This is a genomic window from Actinocatenispora rupis, from assembly GCF_016861975.1.
Classification (GTDB): Bacteria; Actinomycetota; Actinomycetes; order Mycobacteriales; family Micromonosporaceae; genus Actinocatenispora; species Actinocatenispora rupis.
The window spans coordinates 227,770-247,633 of record NZ_BOMB01000023.1 but is presented as its reverse complement, the minus strand read 5'-3'; the positions used below and the strand labels follow the sequence as shown (position 1 = coordinate 247,633).

22 protein-coding genes and 1 pseudogene are annotated in these 19,864 nt (G+C 72.1%); 6 read left to right on the top strand and 17 right to left on the bottom strand.

The genetic code is table 11. The features are described 5' to 3' along the window. The first annotated feature begins 261 nt into the window (after positions 1 to 261). The 3 genes from Aru02nite_RS20930 to Aru02nite_RS20920 are packed head-to-tail and all read left to right on the top strand — an operon-like array spanning position 262 to position 1,894. On the top strand, positions 262 to 780 hold the full coding sequence (locus tag Aru02nite_RS20930; RefSeq protein WP_239076833.1) for a GtrA family protein: 519 nt from the start codon (positions 262 to 264) through the stop codon (positions 778 to 780). Then, positions 777 to 1,394, top strand: coding sequence for a nucleotidyltransferase family protein (locus tag Aru02nite_RS20925; protein ID WP_239076832.1), 618 nt, complete (start codon positions 777 to 779; stop codon positions 1,392 to 1,394). The genes Aru02nite_RS20930 and Aru02nite_RS20925 overlap by 4 nt, the downstream gene beginning before the upstream one ends. Continuing rightward, a complete protein-coding gene (locus Aru02nite_RS20920) occupies positions 1,391 to 1,894 on the top strand; it encodes a DinB family protein (RefSeq protein WP_203660202.1) in 504 nt (167 codons plus the stop codon). The genes Aru02nite_RS20925 and Aru02nite_RS20920 overlap by 4 nt, the downstream gene beginning before the upstream one ends. 1 nt (position 1,895) lies before the next feature. Here Aru02nite_RS20920 and Aru02nite_RS20915 read toward each other — a convergent pair whose 3' ends face one another. The 4 genes from Aru02nite_RS20915 to Aru02nite_RS20900 all read right to left on the bottom strand — a co-directional run bounded on the left by Aru02nite_RS20915 (position 1,896) and on the right by Aru02nite_RS20900 (position 6,644). Further along, a complete protein-coding gene (locus Aru02nite_RS20915) occupies positions 1,896 to 2,579 on the bottom strand; it encodes a GOLPH3/VPS74 family protein (RefSeq protein WP_203660201.1) in 684 nt (227 codons plus the stop codon). Then, the gene (locus tag Aru02nite_RS20910) at positions 2,576 to 3,595 is read right to left on the bottom strand and encodes an acetamidase/formamidase family protein (protein ID WP_373324932.1); all 1,020 of its coding nucleotides are present in this window, start codon (positions 3,593 to 3,595) and stop codon (positions 2,576 to 2,578) included. Before Aru02nite_RS20910 ends, Aru02nite_RS20915 begins: the two co-directional genes overlap by 4 nt. A 145-nt stretch (positions 3,596 to 3,740) precedes the next feature. Continuing rightward, on the bottom strand, positions 3,741 to 5,120 hold the full coding sequence (locus tag Aru02nite_RS20905) for an APC family permease (protein WP_203660197.1): 1,380 nt from the start codon (positions 5,118 to 5,120) through the stop codon (positions 3,741 to 3,743). A gap of 309 nt (positions 5,121 to 5,429) precedes the next feature. Continuing rightward, positions 5,430 to 6,644 (bottom strand): lipase, encoded by a 1,215-nt coding sequence (locus Aru02nite_RS20900; RefSeq protein ID WP_203660195.1) that lies wholly within the window; start codon positions 6,642 to 6,644, stop codon positions 5,430 to 5,432. 247 nt (positions 6,645 to 6,891) lie between these two features. Here Aru02nite_RS20900 and Aru02nite_RS20895 point away from each other — a divergent pair, with 247 nt between their 5' ends. Further along, positions 6,892 to 7,854, top strand: coding sequence for a ketopantoate reductase family protein (locus Aru02nite_RS20895; protein ID WP_203660193.1), 963 nt, complete (start codon positions 6,892 to 6,894; stop codon positions 7,852 to 7,854). Positions 7,855 to 7,858: 4 nt separating this feature from the next. Here the strand turns inward: Aru02nite_RS20895 and Aru02nite_RS20890 are convergent, their stop codons facing one another. The 8 genes from Aru02nite_RS20890 to Aru02nite_RS20855 form a co-directional block, all read right to left on the bottom strand. Beyond that, positions 7,859 to 9,217, bottom strand: coding sequence for a metallophosphoesterase (locus tag Aru02nite_RS20890; RefSeq protein WP_203660192.1), 1,359 nt, complete (start codon positions 9,215 to 9,217; stop codon positions 7,859 to 7,861). Positions 9,218 to 9,265: 48 nt separating this feature from the next. Then, a complete protein-coding gene (locus Aru02nite_RS20885) occupies positions 9,266 to 9,988 on the bottom strand; it encodes a DUF4232 domain-containing protein (protein ID WP_203660190.1) in 723 nt (240 codons plus the stop codon). 43 nt (positions 9,989 to 10,031) lie between these two features. Next, positions 10,032 to 10,553 carry an RNA polymerase sigma factor gene (locus Aru02nite_RS20880; protein ID WP_203660188.1) on the bottom strand — a complete coding sequence of 174 codons (522 nt, stop codon included), beginning with the start codon at positions 10,551 to 10,553 and terminating at the stop codon, positions 10,032 to 10,034. 262 nt (positions 10,554 to 10,815) lie between these two features. Further along, positions 10,816 to 11,055, bottom strand: a complete 240-nt coding sequence (locus tag Aru02nite_RS20875; protein WP_203660186.1) for a MoaD/ThiS family protein — start codon at positions 11,053 to 11,055, stop codon at positions 10,816 to 10,818. Positions 11,056 to 11,058: 3 nt separating this feature from the next. Further along, on the bottom strand, positions 11,059 to 12,069 hold the full coding sequence (gene moaA / locus Aru02nite_RS20870) for a GTP 3',8-cyclase MoaA (protein WP_203660184.1): 1,011 nt from the start codon (positions 12,067 to 12,069) through the stop codon (positions 11,059 to 11,061). Beyond that, positions 12,066 to 13,094 (bottom strand): alpha/beta hydrolase, encoded by a 1,029-nt coding sequence (locus tag Aru02nite_RS20865; RefSeq protein WP_203660182.1) that lies wholly within the window; start codon positions 13,092 to 13,094, stop codon positions 12,066 to 12,068. The genes moaA and Aru02nite_RS20865 overlap by 4 nt, the downstream gene beginning before the upstream one ends. A gap of 123 nt (positions 13,095 to 13,217) precedes the next feature. After that, on the bottom strand, positions 13,218 to 13,427 hold the full coding sequence (locus tag Aru02nite_RS20860) for a hypothetical protein (RefSeq protein WP_203660180.1): 210 nt from the start codon (positions 13,425 to 13,427) through the stop codon (positions 13,218 to 13,220). Between the two features lie 227 nt (positions 13,428 to 13,654). Continuing rightward, a complete protein-coding gene (locus Aru02nite_RS20855) occupies positions 13,655 to 14,416 on the bottom strand; it encodes a GAF domain-containing protein (protein WP_203660178.1) in 762 nt (253 codons plus the stop codon). A 119-nt stretch (positions 14,417 to 14,535) separates the two neighbouring features. Here Aru02nite_RS20855 and Aru02nite_RS20850 point away from each other — a divergent pair, with 119 nt between their 5' ends. Together Aru02nite_RS20850 and Aru02nite_RS20845 are read left to right on the top strand one after the other, a co-directional pair. Then, positions 14,536 to 15,045, top strand: coding sequence for a DoxX family membrane protein (locus Aru02nite_RS20850; protein ID WP_203660176.1), 510 nt, complete (start codon positions 14,536 to 14,538; stop codon positions 15,043 to 15,045). 55 nt (positions 15,046 to 15,100) lie between these two features. Further along, a complete protein-coding gene (locus Aru02nite_RS20845; protein WP_203660174.1) occupies positions 15,101 to 15,550 on the top strand; it encodes an NUDIX domain-containing protein in 450 nt (149 codons plus the stop codon). A gap of 43 nt (positions 15,551 to 15,593) precedes the next feature. On the opposite strand, the gene Aru02nite_RS20840 is transcribed toward Aru02nite_RS20845, so the two are convergent. The 5 genes and pseudogenes from Aru02nite_RS20840 to moaC form a co-directional block, all read right to left on the bottom strand. Next, entirely contained in the window at positions 15,594 to 15,905 is a 312-nt protein-coding gene (locus tag Aru02nite_RS20840) for a hypothetical protein (protein WP_203660172.1), read from the bottom strand. Between the two features lie 433 nt (positions 15,906 to 16,338). After that, on the bottom strand, positions 16,339 to 16,767 hold the full coding sequence (locus tag Aru02nite_RS20835) for a molybdenum cofactor biosynthesis protein MoaE (RefSeq protein WP_239076831.1): 429 nt from the start codon (positions 16,765 to 16,767) through the stop codon (positions 16,339 to 16,341). Next, the gene (locus Aru02nite_RS20830; protein WP_203660388.1) at positions 16,764 to 17,960 is read right to left on the bottom strand and encodes a molybdopterin molybdotransferase MoeA; all 1,197 of its coding nucleotides are present in this window, start codon (positions 17,958 to 17,960) and stop codon (positions 16,764 to 16,766) included. The genes Aru02nite_RS20835 and Aru02nite_RS20830 overlap by 4 nt, the downstream gene beginning before the upstream one ends. A gap of 51 nt (positions 17,961 to 18,011) precedes the next feature. Further along, a pseudogene (locus Aru02nite_RS20825) lies at positions 18,012 to 18,479 on the bottom strand (MogA/MoaB family molybdenum cofactor biosynthesis protein); the annotation flags it as partial. A 2-nt stretch (positions 18,480 to 18,481) separates the two neighbouring features. Beyond that, on the bottom strand, positions 18,482 to 18,976 hold the full coding sequence (gene moaC / locus Aru02nite_RS20820) for a cyclic pyranopterin monophosphate synthase MoaC (protein WP_203660170.1): 495 nt from the start codon (positions 18,974 to 18,976) through the stop codon (positions 18,482 to 18,484). Positions 18,977 to 19,864: the final 888 nt, after the last annotated feature.

The following is a 19,864-nucleotide window of genomic DNA, read 5'->3' as shown; positions in this document are numbered from 1 at the left end:
TGCGCGGGCGCCGCATCCTTGGCCTGACCCGTTCCGCTCCCGACCGGCCGCCCGCCCCCACGCCACAGCCCACCCACCACGCCCCGGAGACCATGCGTACGAACGAGAGCCCGCCCCGGCCACGACCACCCGTGCCGACCACCGCCCACCCCGCGTACGACGGTGTCCGTTGTGGGTGGTGCATGGTGCCCGGTGGGCATCGGGGGCGGTGCGGTGCGTAGGCTGCGTCGAGTGTTCGTGGTCAACAGTGCGCTGAGGCGCGTGCCGGAGCCGATCCGCTCGCTGCTCATCAGGCACCACGAGTCGCTCAAGTTCCTGATCGTGGGTGGCACGTGTTTTCTCATCACCACGGCGATCAACTACGCGTTGAAGTTGACGATCCTGCATGACAAACCGGTCACGGCCCTGACGATCGCCACGATCATCGCGACGGTCATCTCGTACGTGTTGAACCGGGAGTGGTCGTTCCGTACCCGGGGTGGGCGTGTGCGGTCGCACGAGGCGCTGCTGTTCTTCCTGGTGAGCGGCCTGGCGGTGGGTGTGAACGACGTTCCGCTGCTGATCGCGCGGTACGTGTTGGAGCTGCGTACGCCGGTGGTGAGCCTGTTGACGCAGGAGATCTCGGACTTCACCAGCGGCATGATCCTGGGCACCTTGCTGGCGATGGTGTTCCGGCTGTGGGCGTTCCGGCGGTTCGTGTTTCCGACGGCGGACGCGCGGCCGCGGCCGGAGCGGCGCGCGGAGGTCGCGACGGTGGGCGCGGACGACGAGGTGGCGTGACGGCGGTCCGGCGTGCGGGTGAGTTGCGCGCGCTGGTCGCGGCGAGCCCGTGGCTGATGTCGGTGCTGGTCACGGTACGTGCGGTGGCTCTGCCGGACGCGTGGGTCGGTGCGGGCGTACTGCGTGACCTGGTCTGGTGCGAGCGGTACGGGGACGGTTTCGTTCCGGCGGCCGTACGGGACGTGGACGTGGCGTACCACGAGGCGGCGGAGGTGGGCCGGGACGGTGACGCGCGGGCGACGGCACGGCTGCACGGTCTGCGCCCGGACGTCCCGTGGGAGGCGACGAACCAGGCGGCGGTGCATCTCTGGTACGCGGAGTTCTTCGGCGCGGACGCCCCGGAGCCGCTGGCGTCGACGGCGGCGGGCATCGCGACCTGGCCGGAGACCGCCACCGCCGTCGCCGTACGCCTCAGCGACGGTGACCACGTCGACGTGTGCGCACCGTACGGGCTGGACGATCTGCTCGACGGGGTGTGGCGGCGCAACCCGGCCCGGGTGACGGTGGCGGAGTCGCGGCGGCGGCTGGCGCGGCAGCGGGGCAGGTGGCCGCGGGTCCGGTTCGTCGAATCCGATGGACAGGGCCCGGCGCGGCCGGAACCATCCGGCGCATGACACGTACCGATGTGCCGCCGACGTGGGACGAGCGCGCGATGCTCACCACGTTCCTCGACTACACGCGGGAGACGGTGCACGCGAAGTGCGCCGGCCTGCCGGACGACCTCGCGTGGCGCGCGCCGCTGGCCACGTCCCCGCTGACCACGATCGCCAGCCTGGCCAACCACCTGCGCTGGGTCGAGTACTGGTGGTTCCAGGTGGTGTTCCTCGGCGAGCCGGACGAGGGCCCGTGGACGGACGAGGACCCGGACCGGGAGATGCGCGTCGCGCTGGAGATGCCGCTGGCGCAGATCCTCACCGAGTACGAGGAGCAGTGCGCGCGCTACCGCGAGCTGGTGGCCGCGACGGACCTGGACACCCGTGCCGTCCGGGCGCGGGACGGCGCCGAGCCGGTCACGCTGCGCTGGATCCTGCACCACCTGATCGAGGAGACCGCCCGGCACAACGGGCATCTCGACATCCTGCGCGAGATGGCGGACGGCACCCGCGGCGACTGACCTACTGGTACGCGCCGAACGCGGTGGCGGTGATCGCGGCGTGCGTGGCCGAGACGATGCGGCGTACCGGGTCGTCCATGGCGGCGACGATGACGGTGCGGCGGTGCCGGCGGTGTTCGACCGGCAGGTCCGCGTACGCCGGGGGCGGCGCGCCCATCTCGCGGCCGAGCGAGGCGAGCACCGCGTCCTCCTGACCGAGGTCGTCGGCCCAGGCCAGCGCGTGCGTGAACCACGCCTCGGTACGCCCGAGCACGCTCGGGTCCGCGTACCTGATGCGCACCTCGCGGAACAGCCCGAGCCGGCGCGCGGTGAACCGCCGGCACAGGCCGGCCCGTTCGAGCGACTCACCGGTACGGGCGGACGCGTCCGGGGCGAGCCGCGCGAGCCACTCGTCCACCGCGTACCGCCCGGGGGTGTTGGCGACGGTACGCAGCACCGCGAGTTGCAGGTCACGCACGTTCCGCGGCTCGCCGGCCACGTCGAGGCCGCCGTCCGCGACCTTCAGCGCGCCGGTGATCGTCGGCTCGGCGAGCAGCGCCCCGGCGATCACCATGTCCAGCAACCGCTGGTGGTACCGGGGGCGGCCGGTCTCGTCGTGCCCGAGTACGAACAGGGCCTCGGGCAACGGCAGGTGGCCGCGGGCCGATACGTCCCGCGGGTCGTGCCGGCCCGGCGGGAAGCTCATCGGCCCGACAGGTACCGCCGGCCGAGCGCGCGCAGCCGCTCGTGCACCCCGTCGTACGCCACCGGACCGCCCAGGTACTCCTTGGCGACCTTGGCGACCATCGTGTAGTTGGTGTCGACGACGTTGCCGACCGGCGCCTGCCCCGCCTGCGCGACCAGCTGGTACGCGTCGAGCGTGTCCAGCCCGGTCAGGCCCGCGGTCCAGGTGACCAGGTCGTGCTGGCTGATCCGGAACGCGTCCTCCAGCGGCCGCGCCGACCCGGTCGACATCAGGTGCCCGTCGGACTCCAGCCGCGGCCACGGCGTCCCGACGCCCTTGATGAGGTCGACCGCGACGACGGTGTTCATCGCGGCCTCGACGGCGGCGCCGGTCACCTCGCCCTCGCCCTGCCGGCAGTGCCCGTCGCCGATCGCGAACAGCGCACCGTCCACGTTGACGCCCAGGTACACGGTGACGCCGGCGCGCAGCTCGGGCGTGTCCATGTTGCCGCCGTGCGCGTCCGGCGTGATGGTCAGCTTCGCCTCGCCCGCCGCGGGTGCCACGCCGACGGTGCCGTGCATGGGATCCAGCGGCAGCTCGACGGTGAAGTCCGACCGGCTCGCCCGGTACCGCACCGTCCCCGCCGCCGCGTCCACCTCGTACTTCCAGACGCGTTCCTCCAGCGGCTCCTGAAGGGTCGCCGTGGTGTGCGTGCCGGTCAGCGCGCCGAAGTGCGGCAACGTGGTGGTGACCGCCCAGTCGCGCGCCGGCGCGATCTCCACGAAGTGCAGAGCCAGCGTGTCGCCCGGCTCGGCGCCCTCGACGTGGAACGGCCCCGTCACCGGGTTCAGGTACGGAAAGTTGCAGACGGCCGACGGCAGATCGGTGACGTCCCGGACCACACCGCCGAAGCAGTCCTCCGTGTACAGCGAGACCAGGTCGCCGGGCCGGACCCGGCGCACCGCCGCCCGCCCCCCGAACGTGTACGCGTACTCCTCCGACAAGGGCCGGTACTCGATCAACTCCCCACCGCTCATGCCCATGATTCGCTCCGACCTCCGGCAAGTGGCGCGGCCCCGGGCTCCGGCCGCTGCCTCCGGTCTGCGCACAACAACCCGGATTCGCTCCGACCTCCGGCGGGTGCTGCAGCCCCGGGTCCAGGCCGCCGCCTCCGGTCTGCGCTCATGCCGTCTCCTCTGCGAGGCTCGGGACCGTGGGCCGACGGCCGAGCACGTACAGCGAGGCGAGCACGATCAGGCCGAGGCCGAGCCACACGATACCGAGGATCTGGGCGGAGTGGTCGGCGAAGATCTCGACGACGGCGAGCAGCGCCGCGCCGATGACCGGTACGACGAGGTGCGGCAGGATCCGCTTGCTGCGCTGCCGGATCAGGTAGTAGACGACGACGCTGACGTGCAGCAGCAGGAACGCGGTGAGCGCGCCGACGTTGATGAGCGAGCTGAGCAGCGCGATGCCGTTGGCGCGGGTCGACATGTACAGGCCGACGGCGAGGGTGAGCAGCGCGGTCAGGAAGATCGCGTTGGTCGGCACCATCCGCTTCGGCGACACCCGCGCCAGGAACTTGGGGAACTGGCCGTCCCGGCCCATCGCGAACAGCAGGCGGGAGGTGGCGACCTGCGCGACGAGCGAGTCGGCGAAGCCCCAGGCGATGGCGGTGGTGACGGCGGTCAGGGTGGAGAGCCATGGTCCGCCGGCCGCCTTGGCCGTGTCGTAGAAGGCGTTGTCCACATTGGACGCGACGGCGTGCGGGCTGCTGACGTACATGGAGGCGACCCAGGTCTGCGCCATGAACAGCAGGCCGGCGAGGACGAGCGCGCCGATGACCGCGCGGCCGACCTGGCGTGCCTCACCGCGGTGCTCCTCGGCGAGCATCGAGATGCCGTCGAACCCGAGGAACGACAGCGCCGCGACCGACACCGCCCCGAACACGACCGATCCGGAGAACGTGTGCCCGTTGTACAGCGGGGTGAGGGGGTCGCCGTGCGCCTTGCCGGTGGCCACGCCGTACAGGCCGACGGCGAGGAAGATGGCCAGCACGATCAGTTCGCCGATGAGCAGGATCCGGGTGGTGATCGCGGTGAGCTTGATGCCGAAGAAGTTCACCGTCGTGTTGAACGCCAGGAACACCACGAGCCACACCCACACCGGTACGCCCGGCACGAACGTCGTCATGGCGCTGCCGGCCACCAGGTACAGCAGGCTCGGTACGAGGATGTAGTCGAGCAGCACCATCCAGCCGGCGACGAAGCCGACCGGCGGGGCGATGCCACGCCCGGCGTAGGTGTAGACGGAACCGGCCATCGGGAACGCCTTGACCATCTGCGCGTACGACGCGGCGGTGAAGACCATCGCCACCATGCCGATCGCGTACGCCAGGACGACCATGCCGCCGGACGTCTGGAACACGTTGCCGAAGATGCCGAAGGGGGCGATCGGCACCATGAAGATCAGACCGTAGAACAGCAGGTCGGGGAAGCTCAGCGACCGCCTGAGCTCCTGCTTGTACCCGAACTGGCGGAGGGTGTCCGGCTCGAAGACCACGGCGCGGACAGTAGATGACGCTCGCTCGTCGTCGGGGGCATCGATCCGCCCCGATCGGGTGGGTCGTTGTGTTCCGCAGGTTGCTGTCACGATCGGTGATCGTTTCGGCCGGTTCGGCGGGAAAGCTGGCCCCGTCTGGGCGGTTACTCGTATCGCTCCGTGAGATTTATGATCTAGGCCACACTATGATCACGATGCGATCGGGGCCTCACTCCACGTGTCCCGCCCGGCCCTCCGGCGGTCGTTCGGGCCGGTCACGGCCCCACCCGGGTACGGGCGCGCGACGCCTCCCGTACCCGGGGCGTGTGGTCAGCGCAGCGACGCGAACCAGCGGACGGTGGCCGCCGTCGCCGCGACCGCCGACCCCAGGTGCCGCGACCCCTCGTACTCCGGCGTGCCGAGTTCGACGACCGTCGGGTGCTCGCCGTACGCGGCGAACGCGGTCGTGCAGCGGTCGGTGTTGACCGTGGGGACCTGCTCGTCGCCGGTCGCCCGGTACAGCCGCGTCGGGACGCCGGGGTGCCAGTCGCAGACCGCGTCGGCGACGCGCAGCGCGGCGGCGAACCGCGGGCTCGGGTGCCGCAGCAGCGCGAAACCCTTGTCCGTCAACAGTTCCCGCAGCGAGTCGGGGAGCTGGTCGAGCATCACGTTGCCCGGCGTGTCCCCGTCGAACAGCGCGTCGACCCGCCCCGCGTACGGCGCGCGGAAGATGTCGGCCGGGTCGCGGTAGAGGTGGTGCAGCCGGTTCCACGACACCAGCAGGTACGTGGTGTAGGCGACGGTCGTCTTGTCGTCGCCGGACGACAGGATCGCCGGCAGCTCCACCCCGCTGAAGTCGTACGCGCCGCTGACCGGGGCCAGCGCCGTCAGCCGGAACCAGTCGTCCGCGCCGCCGCGCAGCGCGCGCCCGAGGCCCAGCGCCGCCGACGCGCCCTGCGAGAACCCGGTCGCCAGCACGTCGCGCCGCAGCGTACGGCCGTGTCGGGCGGCGACGTCGCGGGCGGCGCGCAGCAGGTCCAGTGACGCGGTCGTCTCGGACGGCACGTCCATCCACGGGTGCGTGCCGGGCCCCTCGCCCATGCCCAGGTAGTCGGGCGCCACCGCCGCGAACCCGGCCGCCGCGTACGTCACCGGCGGCGACGTCACGAACGGTTCGGTGTTCGTGGACGGCACGTCCGGCCGGAAGCTCTCCGTACCGTGCGCGAAGGACACGGTGCGCAGCGACCGGTCACCGCCGCGCGGGAGTACGAGCAGGCCGCTGGCCGTGGTGGGGCGGTGCCGCGGGTCCACCGTCCGGTACACCACCTGGTACTCGTCCACGCCCCGGCGTACCGCGGACGCGTCGAAACCGTTGGTACGCAAGGAGGTCCGGGTCTGGTCGGCGGACATCCCGGTCAGGTGCCGCACCGACACGACCGTCCCGCGCTGCGCCGAGCTGGCGTACGCGGGGGCCGCGACCGGCACCGCCGCGGCGAGTACCGCGGCCGCCGCCACCGCTCCCACCGTTCTCTTCGTACGTGTCATGCCGCAGACGCTAGGCGCGCGCCGGGCCCGGCACCCGCCGGCCAGCACGCCGAACCGTCCTGGTGCTGTCCCCACCCCACCACCGTCCACTCTGGACGGATGGCGGCCGGATCCCTTGCCGGGCAACACAACCACGCAGTCACGACCACCGGACTGCGCCACCACCGGCGCACCGACCGCGGCCCGCACGCGGGCGTACGGCACCCCGCGGGTGGGGCGGGGTGATCGGCCTGGCAGCCTGCGTGTCATGCGCTTCATCGTGTACGGCGCCGGCGCGATCGGCGGGGTGCTGGGTGGCCGGCTGCACCAGGCCGGCCACGACGTGGTACTGATCGCCCGCGGTACCCATCTGGACCGGATCCGGGACACCGGGCTCACCGTGGAGGACCCCGAACACACCGCCGTACTGCCGATCCCGGCCGTCGCCGGCCCGGAGGAGATCGACTGGCGCCCGGGCGACGTGGTGCTGCTGACCGTCAAGAGCAACGCCACCGCCGAGGTGGTCGGCCGGCTCGCCGCCACCGCACCGCCCGACACCCCGATCCTCTGCGTACAGAACGGGGTGGCGAACGAGCGGACCGCGCTGCGCCACTTCGCCGCCGTGTACGCGGTGTGCGTGATGATGCCGGCGGGGCACCTGTCGCCCGGCGTCGTCCAGGCGTACTCCGAGCCCACGACCGGCATCCTCGACATCGGCCGGTACCCGAGCGGCGCGGACGCGGGCGCGGCCGACCTCGCGAAGGCGTTCTCGGCGGCGACGTTCGTGTCCGAGGCGCGGCCGGACATCATGCGCTGGAAGTACCGGAAGCTGGTCATGAACCTGGCGAACGCGGTGGACGCGATCACCCGGGAGGACGCCGCGCAGGACGAGCTGGTCGACCGGCTGCGCGCCGAGGGCGAGGCCGTACTCGCCGCCTCCGGCATCGACGTGACGCCGCTGGCCGAGGACACCGAGCGGCGGGGCAGCATCATGCGGATCACCCGGTTCGGCGCGCAGCGGCCGGGATCCTCGTCGTGGCAGAGCCTCCAGCGCGGCACCGGCTCCATCGAGGCCGACTACCTGAACGGCGAGATCGTGCTGCTCGGCCGGCTGGCCGGCATCCCCACCCCAGTCAACGAACTGGTCCGCCGGCACGCCAACCGGATGGCCGCGCACGCCATGCCGCCCGGCGGGCTGTCCGCCGACGACCTCCTCGCCCGCCTCGACTGAACGGTCAGGCCGACGTGGTCGCGCGCAACGTCACGACGGTGATGTCGGGCGTCGCGCCGACCCGTACCGGTGGGCCCCAGGCACCCGCGCCGTTGGTCACGTACAGCCAGGTGCGGTCGACGCGGGCAAGGCCGGACAGGTAGCCCTGCTGTGCCCTCGCCGCGTACTGCACCGGCCACATCTGCCCGCCGTGGGTGTGCCCCGACAGCTGGAGATCCACCCCGCGCTTCGCCGCCTCGTGTACCTGGATCGGTTGGTGCGCAAGGAGAAGCACCGGGTTGGCCGGGTCGCGGCCGCGCAGCGCGGCGTCGTAGTTCGGCGCCTCGCGGGCCGACACGGACGCGCCGGTCGCGTCGTTCACCCCGGCCAGGGTCAGCGCCGAACTCTGCCCGCCGAGGATGTCCTGGTGCTCGTTGCGCAGCGGGTGCACGCCCAGCGACCGCACCTCGTCCACCCACTGCGTCACCCCCGAGAAGTACTCGTGGTTCCCGGTCACGAAGTACGCCCCGTGCGGCGCGCTCAGGTGCCGCAGCGGCTGTACGGCCGGCCCCAGGTCGGCGACGCTGCCGTCCACCAGGTCGCCGACGATCGTGATGAGATCCGGGCTCTGCCGGTTGATCTCGGCGACCACCCGCTCGGTGAAGCCACGCTGCAGGATCGGCCCCAGGTGCATGTCCGACACGACCGCCACCCGGAACCCGTCCATCTCCGGACTCAACCGTGCCAGCGGTACGGTCACCCGCTTCACCACCGGCCCGCGCAGCTCCGTCGCCAGCCCGTACCCCACGGTGCCGGCCGCGGCGGCACCCGCCACCAACGCCAGCGAGCGCGCCAGGAACAGCCGCCGCGCCGGATCGATCGGCGTACCGGTCGGCCGGTCCGCGGGCGCCTCCGCGTTCGTGGCCGCCGCCGTCCCGGCCGCGCCGGTGTCCGGGGCGGTCGCCGGGTCCGCGGTCGCACCTGCTTCGCGGCCCGGCCCGGTCTCGGCGGCCGGCCCGGTGTGCGCGGCCGGATTCGGCTCTGTCCCGCCGTTCCCGGTCGCCGGGGCGGGGCGGCACAGCCAGCGGCGGACGAGGGCACGCGGGACCTCCAGTACGGCGACCGCGATCGTCAGGTACAGCAGCAGCGCGATCCACAGGTACCCGGGCCAGGCGAGGACGCGGCCCGCCCCGGCCGGCGACAGCACCCGCGTACCGATGAGCGTCGCCGGCACCAGCAGGCCGAGGACGACGGCGAGCACCGTGCCGACCCGCCGGTACCACCCGCCGGGCCGGGACACGTCGGCGACCAGCCGCCTCCACAGGTACCAGTGCACGGTGGCGACCAGTGCCACGGCGACGACGCCGACGACCACGAGAACCATCCGTGGAACCTAGCCGACCGGCATGCCTGCCGGCCGGTCAGCCCCGCGTCATCCCGCCTGCACGTACCACTGGCTCACCGAGACGCCGCCAGTGCTCTCGAACGGTCCGCCATCGATCAGCGGCTGGGTGTCCCGGTCGATCACGACGCGGACGGCGGAGTACGTCTGCTTCTCTCCGGCGGTCGGTTCGGACACCGTGGCGAGGTCGAAGTACACGGCGCCGCCGGGTTGGACGGTCCCGCCGTACTCCTTCTTCGGGCCGCCGTCGAACCAGGTGCCCCGCCGTGCCGGCAGTACGCAGTGCTTCTCGCCGGTCTGCTCGTTGCCGCCGCAGAGGTAGGTCAGCGTCGGGTACCCGGTGAGCGTGCACGGCTGCGCGCCGGTGTAGCCCAGTCGTACGACGTTGAGGCTGTGGCCCCCGCCGACGCCGCCGTCCACCACCGTGGGGTCACGCAGGTCCCCGAGGCTGCACTGCCGGGTCGACGACGCGCTCCCGGTCGGGTCCGGCGACTCGGGCTGCTCGCTCATGCCGCCGTCGGCGCGGTGCGACGGCGCCGCGCTCCGGCTGGGCGAGGGACTGTGCGACGGCGCGGGGGACCGTGTCGTCCCGGCCGGCGGCGCCGACGACGGTCCCCAGCCCGTCGCGTACGCGGTGCCGCCGAGCCCGGCGACCGCGAGTACGACGGCGGACGCGACGACCGCGATCCTGCGTCGCCGGCGCCGCTCGCCACGGGCCCGTACGTCGTGTGGTCGTTCGATGTCGGTGTTCATCGCGAATCGTGCGGATCCGGCGCGAAGGGCCTGCTCGAAGCGGTCAGCCATGGTGGGCCACCTCCGGCTCGGGCGCGGACAGTTCCGCCGCGTACTCGGACAGGTGCGGGGCGAGGGCCTGTCTGCCCCGGGTGAGGCGGGCCCGGACCGTACCGACGGCGACGCCGGTCTCGGCGGCGATCTCCGCCACCGACAACCCGACCAGGTGGAACAGCACCACCGCGCGCCGCTGCTCGGGCGTGATCAGCCGCAGCGCCGCGACGATCGCCACGTAGTTCGGGTCGGCGCCGGGCAGGCTCTCCGGCGCCCCGTGCCGCCGGTGCGCCGTGAACCGGTTGATCGCCTTGCGCCACGTACTGACCGCGATCCGGAACGCGATCGTCCGTACCCATGCCTCCGGGCTGTCGTACCCGGACACCTTGTCCCAGTACTGCCAGGCCCGCGCGTACGCCTCCTGCACGATGTCCTCGGCGTCCGCGCGGTTGCCCACCATGGCGTACACCTGGCTGGTGACGCGCGGAGCGGTGCCCAGGTAGAAGGAGTCGAAGTCGCGCGGATCGCGCACGCGCTCCCCTCTCAGGACTCGGGCCGGGTCCTCTGGCCGCCGGCCTCACCCCTTGTCACGCCCGGCAGGGGGAGACGCTGCACGCGTCGCGCCATTTTTCCGCCGATCCGCCACCCATCGCCCGATCGGCACCGATCCGTCGCCCGCAGCGCCCGGCCCTCGTCACCCACCGCCTCCGCGGGCGCCGGCCGCGGCACGTCGCCCGACCGCCATCACCCGACGCCTCCGCGGGCGCCAGTCGCGGTGCGTCGCCGGACCGCCGTCACCCGCCGGCGAACGGTGGCAGCACGTCCACCGTCGCACCCGCACCCAGCGGTACCGCACGGTCGTGCGCGGCGACCCCGTCGACCAGGAACGACGCCGCGGACAGCACCCGGGTCAGCGGTGCGCCGTGCCGGTCGGCGAGGTCGGCGAGCAGCTCGGCCAGCGTCCCCGCCGGTACCTGCTCGCTGGAGACGCCGGAGGCGGCGCGGGCGCCCGCGAAGTACCGCACGGTGGCCACGCGTCAGCCGCCGATCGCCGACATCGGCCGCGACGGTTGGAGGAACGACGGGTCGTCGATCGCGTGCCCCGGCGCCTTCCCCCACATCGCGGTACGCCACCGGTCGGCCAGCTCGCCGTCGTCCGCCCCGGCCCGCATCGCGCCGCGCAGGTCGGCCTCGTCCTGGCTGAACAGGCAGGACCGGACCTGCCCGTCGGCGGTCAGCCGGGTCCGGTCGCAGTCCCCGCAGAACGGCCGGGTCACCGAGGCGATGATCCCGACGCGCGCCGGCCCGCCGTCCACCAGCCACGTCTGCGCCGGCGCGCTGCCGCGTTCCCGCGGGTCGGGGGAGAGGCGGTGCCGCGTCGACAGCCAGGCGAGGATCTCGTCGGCGGTGACCATGGTGTCCCGGCGCCAGCCGTGCTGCGCGTCCAGCGGCATCTGCTCGATGAACCGCAGCTCGTACCCGTGGCTCAGCGCGAAGTCCAGCAGCGCCGGCGCCTCGTCGTCGTTGTGCCCGCGCAGCAGTACGGTGTTGATCTTGACTGGTGCCAGCCCGGTACCCGCCGCCGCCTCGATCCCGGCCAGTACGTCCGGCAGCCGGCGCCGGTGCGCCAGCTCGAAGAACCGCTGCTCGTCGAGGGTGTCGAGAGAGACGTTGACCCGGTCGAGCCCGGCCGCGGCGAGCGGCGCGGCCAGCCGGGCCAGGCCGATGCCGTTCGTGGTGATCGCCAGTCGCGGGCGCGGCGTCAGCTCCGCCAGCCGCGCCACGATGTCCACCAGGCCCGGCCGCAGCAGCGGCTCACCACCGGTGAGCCGTACCTGCGTCACGCCGAGCCCGGTCACCGCGATCCGCACCAGCCGTACGACCTCGTCGTCGGTGAGCAGCTCCGCCTTCGGCAGCCACGGCAACCCCTCGACCGGCATGCAGTACGCACAGCGCAGATTGCACCGGTCGGTCAGCGACACCCGCAGATCGGTCGCCATCCGCCCGAACCGGTCGCGCAGCCCGGTCGTCCGCGCCTCAACCGTCACGTCCCGACCGTATCTCGTCCGCCGACCCGCGGCGCCGCTTCGACCGGCACGTACGCGTCGAGCCAGCGCGCGGTCTCCGCGTACACCCGTTCGCGGACCGGTTTGGCGGACAGCACCAGGTCGTGCATGCCGTGCTCGATCCGGATCAGCGTCACCTGCCGGCCCAGCTTCGGCGACCAGCGGGCGATCTGGTCCGCCTCCAACACCGTGTCGAACTGCAGCGCGTCCTCGTGCCAGTTGCGCGGGAAGCGGCTGCCGGTCGAGCACATCACCAGTACCGGGCAGCGGATGTCCAGCCCGTAGTGGATCCAGCGGTGCGCCCGCCGGATCGCGCGGAACCAGCCGGCCCGCACCGGGAACCCACCGAGCGGCTTCCACGTCAGGTCGAAGTCCCACTCGCCATGGTGGTCCCGGTGCAGGCTGTAGCCGTACACGCCGGTGCCGTTCGCCCGGATCACCGCGTTCGGCTTGAGCTTGCCGATCACATCCAGCGCTTCGGTCCCCGGCGTACGCACCAGCCACGAGCCCTGCATGTCCAGCCACGGACTGTTGAGTACGACGGCGTCGACCAGCCCGCGGTCCCGCACCCAGTGCGCCCAGATCGCGCCGATCAGCCCGCCCGTGGAGTGCCCGTTCAGTACGACCCGCCGCGCCCCGTACTCCTCGCGGATGATCCGCACCGCCTCGTCCAGCTCCGCGAAGTAGTCACGCATGTCCGTGACGTACCCCGGGGTCTGGTGCGGCAGCAGCGACCGCCCGTACTTCCGCAGGTCGAGCGCGAAGAACTGGCTGCCGCGCGCGGTGTGGAAGTCGGCCAGCTCGGTCTGGAAGAAGTAGTCGGAGAAGCCGTGCAGGTACAGCACCGCGTCGCCGGTGGGGGGACGCTCACCACTCGGCCCCCGCCGTACGAGGGTGGCGACGACCTCGCCCTCGTCGTCGTCCGGCAGCGGGATCGTCCGCACCTCGTACCCTGGGCCCAGCACGTCCTCGGCCCCGACCCCGTCGCCCTCCGGCACGCCGCTCATGCGCCACATACTGCCACCGCGGGACGACACCGCCCATTCCCCGGCCGTACCCCCGGCGGGCGGATCCCGGACACACCACGAGCCCGCCGGAACCCTGGTACCGACGGGCGCGCGAAACCGTTGCTACGAGCTGAAACCCAGGATGCGCAACAGCGGGGAGCGGCGCGCCGCACGGCGGGCCTGCCTCTCCGACAACTCCTCTTGGACGTCGTCACGTGCCTTGCTGCCGGCCCACCGCCGGGCGTCGGCGAAGTATCCCTTCGGGTCGCGCACCAGCTTGGCGACCCTGTCCCGAGGGCTCGGGTCGGTCGACTCGCGACGTCCGTCGTCCATCCAGTCGTACACGCGTGACGTTCCGATCTGGCTCGACACTGGGGACCCCCATCCAGAACCGGTTCGGCTCCAAGCCTGCCATGAGGTCGGACAGGTCGCCATCGCAAGGAGTTTCGTTACGGGGTTCCAGCGAACACTAATGGACCGTTCTGGATACGACTGTCCGAGATCTGTCAGACCTCGTCCTTGAAATCCGTCCGATCGTGTGAGCCGGTCCCGACGACCGGTCATCGGTTCAGACCGGCGGCCAGCAGCTCACCGAGCAGCCGTACCAGCTCGACGTCCTGCTCGCGGAGCGCGCCGCACTCCTCCGCGTCGATGGTCAGGATCCCGAACTGCTCCCGCTCCGTCACCACCGGTACGACGGCCAGCGAACGGTGCCGGTGCGCGTCGGTGACCCAGCCGGGCGGCGCGTCGACCAGCAGGTCCGGGTAGAACCCGTCGCGGTCCTCGTCCATCAGCCGGAACGCCTCGTCGCCGAGCGGCGTCCCCGCGACGAACTCGATCGTGCCGGGCTCGGCGCGCCCGTAGTAGCCGACGAGCTCCAGGCGGCGCAGCCGGCCGCCGATCGCGCGGAAGAAGCAGGCCCGCACCCCGTCGGCGTCGACCAGCTCGGTCGCCGCGGACAGCACGACCGACAGCGCCTGCCCCTGCAACCGGTCCAGCTCACCGGTGCGGGTCCGCGCGTCCGAGATCTCCCCCAGCAGGTACGCCAGCGGCGTGAGCACGCGGCCGACGACGAGCCGCATCTGTTGCTTGGACCGCTCCGCCACCTGGCGCGCGTCGGCGGCCCGGCCGGACGCGGTCCGCTCGGCGAACATGGGCAGGCCGACCGAGGCGGCGGTGAACACGGCGGCCAGGGCGAGCACCACCCAGAACCACGGCCCCTTCGTACGGCCGGCGAGCGACCCGAAAGCGAAGGCGCCGACCGCACAGGAGACCGCAACGACCCGGTAACGGCGGACAAGCCAGGACGAAAACAGCGACATGGTCCACTTACGGTAGCGGCCCGGTACGACAAGAGTCAGTCCCGAATCGGTGCGACGAGCCTCACTCGTCTTCCGCATTGTGCGAATCGACCTGCACCCATGCGGGTATGAACACAGTTATGAAGCCGGTACGCACACTCGCGCACGCCATGCTCTCGTCGGTCTTCATCACGGGCGCCGCGCACACGCTGCTGCACCCGGAGCACGCCGCGAAGGCGGTGACCGACGTGAGCGACCGACTCACCGTCGCCACCGAGCACGCCGCGCCGTGGCTGCCGACCGGCCCCGTCGCCGTCGTACGAGCCAACGCCGCCGTACAACTCGCCGGCGGCGTACTGCTCGCGACGGGTCGGCTGCCCCGGCTCGCATCACTGGCGCTGGCCGCCACCCTCGTACCGACGACGGTGGTCGGCCATCCGTTCTGGCGGGTGGAGGATCCGGCGCAGCGCGCCAACCAGCGCAACCACTTCCTGAAGAACCTGAGCCTGATCGGCGGGCTGCTGCTGTCCGCGGTCGACACGCAGGGCCGGCCCGGGCTGAGCTGGCGCGCCTCCCGCGCCACCGAACGCGCGGCGAAGAAGGTCGGCGAGGCGCGCCGCGACGCGACCCGCAAGCTGACCGGACACTGACCGCATCGGCCGCGACTCTCGGCAAGGCGCAGTGTTTCGACTACGCTTCGCGGGCATGGCGACAATCGGGCACCGGATCGCGCTGGTGGTGGTCGTCGGCCGTGGCGGCGCGCTGCTGATGCAGCTCCGCGACGCCGACGCCCGCGCCGACCCGAACCGCTGGTCCCCGCCGGGCGGCCACATCGAGCCCGGTGAGACACCCGACCAGGCGGCGCGCCGGGAACTGACCGAGGAGACCGGCCTGGTCGCCACCGGCCCCATGCGGCAGCTCTGGCACGGCACGAGTCCCGACCGCATCCACGGCGAGCGCCTCATCGAGTGGTACGCGTTCGCCACCGCGGTGCCGGCCACCCAGCAGGACGTGACCCTCGGCGAGGGTCAGGCGCTGGAGTTCGTGGCCGCCGACAAGGTGGCGGAGCTGGACCTCACCGACGTCGCCGCCCTGGTCCTGCTGCCGTTCCTCGAATCCGCCGAGTACCAGGCACTCGCCGGTACGACAGAGTGACCGCGACGCCGGTTCGGGCCGCGGTCGAGAAGAGTGTCGAAGGTCAGCTGACCGGGGGTTCCGGGGTCGGCCACAGCGGCGGGAACGCCTTGTCCTCGTCGAGGTAGTCGGCGACCGGACGGTTGGCGCTGCGCAGCATCGCCGCGTAGTCCTGACGGGCCCGACGCTCGCCGTCCATGGTCTGGGTGACCTCGTCGGTCGGCGCGATGCCGACCTCCAGCATGGTGTGCACCTTCTGGACCGACTGCCACCACTTCCGGTACGCGTCCATCAGGCCGCTGGTGATCAGCGGAGTCTCGTCCGATACGGCATTGGCCACCGCGCCACCGGCAGCCTGCGTCGCCACGATGCTCATCTGCGCTCCCCCCACATGCATCCCGATCGTCGGTCGGACCGGGTGATGGTGCCGGTGCAGCTCCGCCCCCGGAACCGCGGGAATCCGGTACACCGTCGCCCGGACACTCTTCCAACACCGAACCATGTGCATTGTTCCGTCGACACCCGGAAGACCCGGGCGACATGCGGCATCGTACGTCGTGCCGACCAGCGCCACCATAGGGCAGCCGACGGCGCGAGAGGTAACACAATGACACTTTGGAGGGAACGGAACGCCGAGTGTCAGATTTCCGACTGATAATGACGTACTCGTGCGATAAAGCGATGCCGCATCGTTATGGCACTAGCAAGGCTAAACGAAACAGCGCCGTACCAGTCGGTAGCGTACCCGGCGCCGACGGTCGCGTTCATCCCACCCACCGTCCGAGTTGGACAGTGCACAGTGGAATGAATCACGGGCAGTTGACCCATTCCTCGGTACCGTCGGCGAACACCTGGTGTTTCCAGATCGGCAGCCGCGCCTTGACCTCGTCCACCAGGCGGCGGCACGCGTCGAACGCGGCGCCCCGGTGCGCGCACGACACCGCCACCACGAGCGCGGCGTCACCGATGGCGAGCGCGCCGATGCGGTGACCGAGCGCCACCGCGTACAGGTGCTTGTCGTCGGCGACGGCGTCGGCGGCCACCTTCGCGAGTACGTCGGGGGCGCTCGGATGCCCCTCGTACGTGAGGGTCCGCACGGTGCGGCCACCGTCGTGATCGCGTACCACACCGGCGAAGGAGACGACGGCGCCGGCGGACCGGTGCGCGACGGCCGCCTCGTACTCGCCGGCCACGAGCGGGCGGTCGGTGACCTCGGCCCGGACCACGACGCCGGTCACGGCCGCTCTCCCGGATGCAGCGGAAACGCAAGCAGCTCAAGGGAATCCCCGGCCCGCGCCTCCGACCCCGGCGGTACGACGAGGAAACCGTCGGCGCGCGCCAGCCCGCGCAGCATGGCGGAACCGTTGTGCGGCAACGGATACGCCAGGCCGTCGAGTTCGATGCGGGCGAGCGCGAGATGGGTGTCGTCGCCGCGGCCGGGGACCGGTGCGCCGGTGCGTACCCGGTGGAGTCGGGGGAGCGGGCGGCCGGTCAGCCCGGCGACCAGCGGCCACACCACGGTCAACAGGCCGATCACCGCGGACTGCGGGTTGCCGGGCAGGCCGGCGACGAAGCGGCCGCCGGGCAGCCGGGCCAGGAGTACGGGGAAGCCGGGGCGGACGGCGACCGTGTTCACCACGTACTCCGCGCCGAGTTCGGACAGGGCGGCGTGCAGGTGGTCGACGGGGCCGCGCATCGTGCCGCCGGTGGTACAGACGATTTCGGCGGTGCCGGCGGCGGTGGCGATCGCGTCGACGTGCGCGGCGAGGGTGTCGGCAACCGGCTCCAGCGGGGCCGGAACCGTTGGTACCGCGCCGATCCGGCGCAACCAGCCGGGGAGCTGCGGGCCGAGCGAGTCGCGTACGTGGCCGCGGCCGGGCACGCCCGAGGTGACCAGCTCGTCGCCGAAGACGAGGACGGTGGCGCGCGGCGGCCGGCGTACGAGAAGGGTGTCGTGGCCGCACTGGGCGGCGATGCCGACGACGCCCGGGGTGACGGGGGTGCCGGCGGGCAGCAGTTCCTCGCCCTCGGCGGCCTCCTCGCCGGGCGTACGCCACTCCGGCGTGTCGCGGCGCGGGCGGCCGTCGACCGTACCGTCGGGGCCGCGGGTGGCGTCCTCGACGCGGACGATCTGCTCCGCGCCGGGCGGCACCACGGCGCCGGTGGCGATCTCGACCGCGGTGCCGGGCTGGCTCGCAACCGGCACCTGACCTGCGAGTACGCGACCGGCGAGGCGCCAGGGGCCGGGGCCGCGCACCGCGTACCCGTCGACGCTGGCGGTGACGAACGCGGGCAGCGCGGTCCGCGTGCGCAGCGGCTCGGCCAGCGTGCAACCGTCCACATCGGACAGTGGCAGGGTGACCGGCTCGGGCGCGTTGGCACCGGCGGCATGCGCGGCGACCCGCGCGGTGTGCCAGTCCGGGCGAGTCAGCGGACCGCGCGGAACCTCTTGTACCGCAACGGTTTCCGTCGGCGCGGGACCGTGGTCGTGGCCGCGCAGCTGGTCGACCGTGTGCGGCAGAATGCCGGCCAGTACGGCGATGCCGTCCTTCGCGGCGCCGCGCGACCCGGCCAGGTTGACCACCAGCGTGCCACCGGCGACCCCGGCGATCCCGCGGGACAGCACCGCGGTGGGCACCTTCGCCGCGCCGAAACTCCGTACGCTCTCGGCGATCCCGGGCACCTGGTAGTCCACCACCCGGGCCGTCATCTCCGGCGTACGGTCCGTCGCGGAGACCCCGGTGCCGCCGCTGGTGACGACCACGTCGACGTGCTCGGCGACGGCCCGGCGGAGCGCGTCCTCGACCGGCTCGCCGTCCGCGACGACGACCGGATCGCCCACCGTGGCGCCCATCGCGCGCAGCCCGTCGACCAGGACCGGCCCGCTGGTGTCCTCGTACACCCCGGCGGACGCCCGGCTGGACGCCACGATCACCCGCGCCGTGAACATCGCTACCCCCTGTCCTCGGGCCGGATCCACGTACCCGTCTTCCCGCCCTCCTTGCGTAACACGCGCACCGCGTCCACGCTCGCCGCGGGGTCGACCGCCTTGACCATGTCGACCAGCGCCAGCCCGGCCGCCATCACCGCGGTCAACGCCTCCATCTCGACACCGGTACGGTCCGCCGTGCGTACCGTGGCGTGAATGTCCACTGTGGACTCATGCGGGGTCAGCTCGACGGCGACGCCGTGGATCGCGATCGGGTGGCAGAGCGGCACCAGGTCCGGTGTGCGTTTCGCGGCCATGATCCCCGCGATCCGCGCCACCGCAAGGGCATCGCCCTTCGGCAGGCCGTCCGCACGGATCAGGTCCACCACCTCCACCGTCGTCTTCAGTACGCCCGCGGCGGTGGCGGTGCGGGCCGACACGTCCTTGCCCGAGACGTCGACCATCCGGGCGGCGCCGGTCTCGTCGACGTGGGTCAACTGGGTACTGCGCTGCGTCACGTGCCGAGCCTACTGAGCCACGCCGGTCGGCGGGCCCGCAGGGACGAACACGCTGCGCGTTCGCCAGCCGTACCGATGGGTGCGGGCCGTCGCCGTCCGCGAATGGCACAGCCGCCGGAGTAATGGGAACCGGTGATACCGGTGCGTACCCGGAAGAACATCGATGCGCGGGAGAATACGCACCCATCGCCAGATTGCCGGCGAGTTCTCCAATGGCCGCCGCATCGACGCCTCTCTATTCTGGCGATGTTCCTCCCACGCACGACGTCGACGCGCCGAGACGTCAGGTCCGGGCACGGCGCCCTGCGTGCATCTCGTTGGAGGCGCGGCTATGGCGGCAGCCGAGTACCACCGCGACCCGCGTACGGCGCCCGGGTTGTGGACGGTCACGGTGCGCGCGCCCGGCACTTACATTCCGCATTCGTCTGGGGGTCGCTCATGCGCGAGCACAACTGGTCCTGAGCCACACCACCCGATCCGTACCACCCGGAAGGAGAACGCGAATGCGCGAGCACAACTGGTCCTGAGTACCGCGAAGGAAACGTGGACGACGAACCCGGAAGGAGAAGCACATGCGCGAGCACAACTGGTCCTGACCGCACCGCACCACCGTCGAACCGAAGTGGAAAGGAGAGCGACATGCGCGAGCACAACTGGTCGTGAGCGACGGGAAACGGTTCCACGCCGCACGGAGAGGAGAACGCACGATGCGCGAGCACAACTGGTCCTGATGCACGCCACCCCGGTCCTACCGCCGGAAAGGAGAACGCAAATGCGCGAGCACAACTGGTCCTGAGTATCGCGAAGGAAACGTGGACGACGAACCCGGAAGGAGAAGCACATGCGCGAGCACAACTGGTCCTGACCGCACCGCACCACCATCGGACC